The 6,681-nt window shown below is 76.5% G+C and carries 6 protein-coding genes; 2 read left to right on the top strand and 4 right to left on the bottom strand.

Annotated features, from left to right (window positions below):
* Positions 1 to 412 precede the first annotated feature (412 nt).
* The 4 genes from ACI8AX_RS10565 to ACI8AX_RS10550 all read right to left on the bottom strand — a co-directional run bounded on the left by ACI8AX_RS10565 (position 413) and on the right by ACI8AX_RS10550 (position 4,141).
* Positions 413 to 1,810, bottom strand: a complete 1,398-nt coding sequence (locus tag ACI8AX_RS10565) for an MFS transporter (RefSeq protein WP_456549762.1) — start codon at positions 1,808 to 1,810, stop codon at positions 413 to 415.
* 26 nt (positions 1,811 to 1,836) lie between these two features.
* On the bottom strand, positions 1,837 to 2,838 hold the full coding sequence (locus ACI8AX_RS10560) for an anion permease (protein WP_456549761.1): 1,002 nt from the start codon (positions 2,836 to 2,838) through the stop codon (positions 1,837 to 1,839).
* A gap of 20 nt (positions 2,839 to 2,858) precedes the next feature.
* Positions 2,859 to 3,476 carry a DUF47 domain-containing protein gene (locus tag ACI8AX_RS10555; RefSeq protein WP_456549760.1) on the bottom strand — a complete coding sequence of 206 codons (618 nt, stop codon included), beginning with the start codon at positions 3,474 to 3,476 and terminating at the stop codon, positions 2,859 to 2,861.
* A gap of 110 nt (positions 3,477 to 3,586) precedes the next feature.
* Positions 3,587 to 4,141 carry a sigma-70 family RNA polymerase sigma factor gene (locus tag ACI8AX_RS10550; protein ID WP_456549759.1) on the bottom strand — a complete coding sequence of 185 codons (555 nt, stop codon included), beginning with the start codon at positions 4,139 to 4,141 and terminating at the stop codon, positions 3,587 to 3,589.
* Between the two features lie 86 nt (positions 4,142 to 4,227).
* Between ACI8AX_RS10550 and ACI8AX_RS10545 the strand changes: the two genes are divergently transcribed.
* Together ACI8AX_RS10545 and ACI8AX_RS10540 are read left to right on the top strand one after the other, a co-directional pair.
* Positions 4,228 to 4,866 (top strand): zf-HC2 domain-containing protein, encoded by a 639-nt coding sequence (locus tag ACI8AX_RS10545; RefSeq protein ID WP_456549758.1) that lies wholly within the window; start codon positions 4,228 to 4,230, stop codon positions 4,864 to 4,866.
* Positions 4,863 to 6,659: a copper resistance CopC/CopD family protein gene (locus ACI8AX_RS10540; RefSeq protein ID WP_456549757.1), complete on the top strand. Its 1,797-nt coding sequence runs from the start codon at positions 4,863 to 4,865 to the stop codon at positions 6,657 to 6,659. Before ACI8AX_RS10545 ends, ACI8AX_RS10540 begins: the two co-directional genes overlap by 4 nt.
* Positions 6,660 to 6,681: the final 22 nt, after the last annotated feature.

Genomic DNA, 6,681 nt, shown 5'->3' with positions numbered 1-6,681 from the left:
TCAGCGTGGTGCCGATCTCGGCCAGGTGCACCGTGGCCGAGGCGGCGGCGGGGTTGGTGCCGATGGCCAGCAGCAGCGTCGAGGAGGTGACGCCGTAGGCCATGCCGAGACTGCCGTCGACGAGCTGTGCGCCGAGGCCCGCGAGCGCGAGCAGGACCAGGGTCTTCACGGGGGCAGGACTCCGAGGGGGTGGCCCGCGGGCGCGCGGCAGGCGCGCGGTGGTGCGGGGAGGAACGGGGGAGGCGCTCGGGGCGCGGGAGTCAGCTGCCCGGACAGCGTGCGGCGCAGACGCGCAGCAGGTCGACGTGGATCCGCCCCACGAGGAGCACCGCCGTCGCCGCCACGAGGCCTATGTCTACCAGGTCGGTCGACAAAGGTCGTGGGTGCGTCCACCCAGTGGGACCGGTCCGCCTCACGGCCGCAGGACGTCGTCGCGCACGGTGGCCCAGGCGAGCAGGCCCCCCACCGCGTACAGCGCGGCGCAGACCAGCACCGCCGTCCGGTACGGAGTGGCGAGGGTCACCGGGTCGGCGTAGTCCGCGCCGGACAGCCCGACCGCCACCGGCAACGCGGCGACGGCCAGCAGCTGCGCCGCGCGCGCCACGGCGTTGTTCACCCCGGACGCCGCGCCGGTCAGCGCGTCGGGCGCCGCCGCCAGCACGGTGGCCGTCAGCGGCGCCACCGTCGCGGCCATGCCGAGCCCGAGCAGGAGCGAGCCGGGCAGCACGTCGACGACGTAGGGCTGCTCGCCGTCGACCGTGGCCAGCCACGCCGTCCCGGCGGCGGCCACCAGCGGCCCGGCCGTCATCGGGCGGCGGGGACCGATCCGGGCCGCCAGCGCCCCGGCGCGGGCGGAGAGCAGCGTGATGACGGCGATCGAGGGGAGCATCGCGGCGCCCGCCGCGGTCGCGCCGTACCCCAGGGCGGTCTGCAGCTGGAGGACGAGGAACAGCAGCACCCCGCCGAGCGCCGCGTAGACGGCGAGCGTGGCGAGGTTGGCGCCGGTGAACTGCCGGTCGGCGAACAGCCGCGGCGGCAGCAGCGGATCGGCGGTGCGGCGCTCCCGCACGACGAACCCGGCCCCGGCGAGCAGGCCCGCGGCCGCGGCGGCCCACACGTCGGCGTCCCCGGGGCGCTCCCCGGCGGCGATCAGCGCGTACGTGACGCCGCCGAGCGCGGCGGCGCCGAGCAGCGCGCCCGGGACGTCGAAGCGACCGGCCGGCCCCGCGGCCCGGCTCTCGGGCACGTGGCGGCCCGCGACGGCCAGGACGACGACGGCCACGGGCACGTTGAGCAGGAACACCAGCCGCCAGCTGACCGCGTCGACCAGCGCCCCGCCCAGGAAGGGCCCGACCAGCCCGGCGACGCCGCCGAGGCCCGACCACAGCCCGATGGCGCGGGCCCGGTCGCCCGGCCGCACCGAGGCCTGGACCAGGGCCAGGCTGCCGGGGGTCAGCAGCGCCGCGCCGACGCCCTGCACCACCCGCGCCGCCACGAGCTGCCCGGTGCTCTGCGCCAGCCCGCACAGCAGCGACGCGACCGCGAACCACGCCACCCCGACCAGGAACACCCGGCGCCGGCCGTACCGGTCGCCGAGCGAGCCGCCGAGCAGCACCAGGGCGGCCAGCGCCAGCGTGTAGCCGGTGACCGTCCACTGCAGGCCCGACAGGGAGGCGTCCAGCTCCGCGCCGATCGCCGGGAGGGCCACGTTCACCGCCGAGGCGTCCAGGAGGGCCATGCCCGACGCCAGCACCGTGGCCGCGAGCAGCCAGCGGCCCCGGGCGGTGCCGAGCGCGACGGGCGCGGACACGGCCTCCCCGCCGGGCACGGCCGGGCTCAGCCCACGACGGCGTTGGTGGCGAAGTACGCGAGCGCCGCGACGGCCCCGGCCGCGGGGAGCGTGACCACCCACGCGGCGACGATGTTGCCGGCCACGCCCCAGCGCACCGCCGACAGCCGCCGGGTCGACCCCACGCCCATGATCGAGGTCGTCGTGATGTGGGTGGTGGAGACGGGGACGGCGAACACCGTCGCCGTCGTCACCATCACGCCCGAGGCGACCGTCTGGGCCGAGAAGCCGCCGGCCGGGGTGAGCTGGATGATCCGCCGCCCCATGGTCCGCATGATCCGGAAGCCGCCGGCGTAGGTGCCCGCGCTGATCGCGAGGGCGGCGGCGAGCACGACCCACAGCGGCACGGTGAAGTCGTCGATCTCACCGGCGGTGAACAGCGCCAGGGTGATGACGCCCATCGTCTTCTGCGCGTCCTGGAGGCCGTGGCCCAGCGCCATCGTCGCCGAGCTGGCGATCTGCGCGTACCGGAAGCCGCGGTTGGCGCGGGTCACGTTGGCGTTCCGGAAGGCCCACAGGATCGCGAGCATGAACAGGTAGCCCAGGCCGAAGCCGACCAGCGGCGAGACGACCATCGGGATGACGACCTTCTCGAACACGCCCATCCACTGGACGCTGTGCGCGGCCGCCAGGGCCGCGCCGACCAGGCCGCCGATCAGCGCGTGCGAGGAGGAGGACGGCAGCCCGAACCACCACGTGATCATGTTCCAGACGATCGCGCCGATGAGGGCGGCGAAGACGACCTGCAGCCCCTCGTTGCCGACGGGCGGGTCGATGATCCCGTCGCCGACGGTCTTGGCCACCTCGGTCGACAGCAGCGCGCCGACCAGGTTCATCACCGCGGCCAGCGCCAGCGCCACCCTCGGGGTGAGCGCCTTGGTGGAGACCGCGACGGCGATCGCGTTCGCCGCGTCGTGGAACCCGTTGGTGTAGTCGAAGGCCAGGGCGACCAGGACGATGACGACCAGGGCGATGAAGGCGGCGTCCATCAGCAGAGGTCCATCGCGGCCTAGGACTCCTTGACCGTGATGGTCTCGACCACGTTCGCCACGTGCTCGAAGGCGTCGGCGGCCTCCTCCAGCTGGTCGGCCACCTCCTTGAGCTTGAGGATCTCCAGCGCGTCGAACTCGCCGCTGTAGAGCCGGGAGAGCAGCCGGCGGTAGAGCTTGTCGGCCTCGTTCTCGATCCGGTTGACCTCGATCCAGTACTCGGAGAGGTCCTTCATCGTCCGCAGCCGCGGCATGGCCTCGGCGGTGGTCTGGGCGGCGCGCTGCAGCAGGGCGGTCTGCTGGTGCATCTCGGCCGGCAGGGTGCCCAGGCCGGTGAGGACGACCAGGTCCGCGGCGGCCTCGACGAAGTCCATGACGTCGTCGAGGTCGCTGGCCAGGTTGTAGATGTCCTCGCGGTCGAACGGCGTCACGAAGCTCGAGTTGAGCTGCCGGAAGATCGCGTGCGTGGACTGGTCACCCACGTGCTCCAGCTCCCGCAGCCGGGCGGCGAGCTCGTCGCGGCGGGCGTGGTCGTGGATGAACTCGCTCAGGACGTCGGTCGCGGCCACCAGGTTCTCCGCCGAGGCGGTGAACAACGGGAAGAAGGTCGAGTCCTTGGGCGTGAGGCTGAAGGGCACGTGTCGCTCCGGTCGGCAGTGGGGTCCCGGACGTCCGACCCCGGTCCGGGAGCGGGCGCACGGCCGTCGGGCAGCATAGGTGCCCGGTTCACCCGCCGTTCACCCCGCGGTCACATCGAGGCCGCGTCGTCCCCCGCGTCGGTGAGTGCTGTGACGAGGTCCTCACGCGCCCGGGCGACCCGGGACCGGATCGTGCCCACGGGGCAGCCCGCCACCTCCGCGGCCTCGGCGTAGGGCAGCCCCAGGAGCTGGGTGAGCACGAACGCCTCCCGGCGCTCGGGGGCCAGCCGGGCCAGCAGGTCGCCGACGACGGCGCCCTCGCCCACGCGGTCGGCGGTCCCGGCCGCCGGGCCCTCCAGCGCCTCGAGCACCGCGTCGTCGGACACCAGCGTCAGCCGCCGGCGGCGCCGGGAGCGCAGGGCGTCGGCGCACGCCCGGCGGGCGATCGACAGCAGCCACGTCCGCAGCGTGGAGCGGCCCTCGAAGCGGTGCAGCGCACCGAAGGCCCGCAGGTAGGTCTCCTGGGTGAGGTCGTCGGCGCTGCCCCGGTCGACCAGCGCGGCGCACAGCCGCCACACGTCGGACTGGGTCGCCCGCACGAGGGCCGCCGCGGCGAGGGCGTCGCCCCCGGCGGCCGCCTCCGCGTAGCGCTCCAGGTCCTCCACGTGCCCGATCCTCCCGGGGCGCCGGCCCGGGGGACATCCCCGTCCTAGGGGGGAACCCCGGGGGCCCGGCCGACGACTATCTCCCCATGCAGTGTCCCGGATTCCGTGAGGCGGCCTCCGCGCGGCTCGACGGCGAGTCGCCGGGGATGCCGGTCGAGGAGCTCGACGCGCACCTGGCCGGGTGCCCGGCCTGCGCGGCGTGGGCCGACTCGGCCGCCGTCGTGACCCGCCGCGCGCGGCTCGCGCCCGCCCCGCCGGTGCCCGACCTCACGGCGGCGGTGCTCTCCGCCCTGCCGCGGCAGCTGCCCGGCGCCGCGGCGGCCGCCCGGGCCGGGCTGGTGACGGCGGGGCTGCGGCTGGCGCTGCTGGCGGTCGGCGCCGCGCAGGCGCTGCTGGCCTGGCCCGCGCTGGTGACCGGGACGGCCGCGATGAGCGCACCGGTGCACATGGCCCACGAGACCGGTGCCTGGAACCTGGCCGCTGGCGCCGCCTTCGTCGCCGTCGCCGCCGGCCCGCGGCTGGCCGCCGGCGCGCTGCCGTTCCTGGGCACCTTCGTCGTCCTGCTCACGGTGCTGACCGTCGGCGACCTGGGCGCGGGGCACGTGCACGCGGAGCGCGCGGCGGCGCACGTCCTGCTGGTCGCCGGTGTCGTCCTCGTGAGCGTCGTCGCGTGGCGCGGCCGACGGCGCTCTCACGCGCTCGCGCGTGAGAGAGTGGTGGCGTGAGCCGTGCAGCCCGGTGGTCCCCGGGCCGGTCGGCGGCGCTCCTGCTCCTGCTGCTCGCCGCCCTCCTGACCGCGGGGGTCGGGACCGCGCCCCCGGCGTCGGCGCACGCCAGCCTGGTGTCGACCGACCCGGGTGAGGGTGCGCGGCTGTCCGCCGTCCCCGAGCAGGTCTCGCTGGAGTTCACCGAGGGGGTCTCCCTCGGCGCGGGCTACCTGCGCGTCCTGGACTCCGGCGGCGAGCGCGTGGACACCGGGGACGCCCGGGTCGACGGCAGCACCGTCCGCGTGGGGCTGCGCGACGGGCTGGGCGACGACGGCTACCTGGTCACCTACCGGGTGATCTCCGCCGACTCGCACCCGATCTCCGGCTCGTTCTCCTTCGTGGTCGGCGACGGCGCGCTGGTCGACGCCTCCGTGGCCGGCTCGGGCGACGACACCGACCCCGCGGTCGCCGTCGCCCTGCCCACCGGCCGCTGGACCGGCTTCGCCGGGCTGGCCCTGGCGGTCGGCGTGCCGGCGATGGCCGCGCTGTGCTGGCCGGGCGGCTGGGGCTCGGCGCTGCTGCGCCGCCTCACCGCCGTGGGCCTGGCCGCCGTCGCCGTCGGCGCGGTGCTGACCTTCCTGGTGCAGGGCCCGTACGCGGCGGCGAGCGGCCTCGGCTCGGTCGCCGACCCCTCGCTGCTGTCGGCCACGGCGCAGTCCGAGCTCGGCGTGGCGCTCCTCGTCCGGCTCGCCCTCACCGCGGGGCTCGCGCTCCTGCTGCTGCCGTGGCTGCGGCGCGGGGAGGTGCCGGTGCCCCGGGCGCTGGTGCTCGGCGGCGTCCTGGCGACCGGCCTCGTCCTCACCACCGCCGCGGTCGGCCACCCGGTGGCCGGCCCGTACCCGGCGATCGCCGTGCTCGCCGCCACGGCCCACGTGGCCGCGATGGCGCTGTGGCTCGGCGGCCTGGTCGCGCTGCTCGCCGCCCTGCTGCGGGAAGGCGTCCCCGCCGCCCAGATGGCCGAGGCGCTGCCCCGGTTCTCCCGGGTCGCCGCGGCCTCGGTCGCCGTCCTCGTCGTCTCGGGCGTCGTGCAGTCGGTGCGGGAGGTCGGCTCGCCCGACGCCCTGTTCTCCACCGGCTACGGGCGGCTGCTGCTGGCCAAGCTGGCCCTGGTGCTCCTGGTGCTCGCGGCGGCCGGGGTCTCCCGCGTCTGGGTGCAGCAGCGCCTGGGCGTGCGCCCCCGCCGCGCGCCGCGCCGCGGGCGGGTGACCGCCCACGCGTTCGCCGCCGGCGAGGCGCCCGCGCCGGAGGTCGTCCGGGCGGCCGCCGCCCGCGAGGAGGGGCTCGCCGTCGGCGCGGCCGCCGAGCGGGGCGCGCTGCGGCGCTCGGTGCTGGTCGAGCTGGGCCTGGCCGCCGTGGTGCTGGCGCTCTCGGCGGTGCTGGTCGGCACGCCGCCGGCCCGGGCCACGGCGTCCGAGCCGGTCGACGTGACCGTGCCGCTGCAGTCGTCGGCCGGCGAGTCCGGGTCGGTGCAGATCTCCCTGGACCCCGCCGCGCCCGGCGCCAACACCCTGCACGTGTACCTGTTCGACGAGTCCGGGCAGCTCACCCAGCCCGAGGACATCCGGGTCACGCTCACCGAGCCCGCCCAGGAGATCGGCCCGCTGACCGTCGAGCTGGAGCCGGCCGGCCCGGGCCACTACGTCGGCGACGGCACCGTCGTCCCCTCGGCCGGCACGTGGACCCTCGCCGTCTCGGTGCGGCTCGACGAGTTCACCGCCACCACCGCCAGCACCGAGTTCCCGGTCCGCTGAGCGGGCCCGCCCGGCCTCCGAG

This window comes from Blastococcus sp. SYSU D00813, from assembly GCF_054050735.1.
This window is presented reverse-complemented; position numbering and strand designations above follow the sequence as displayed.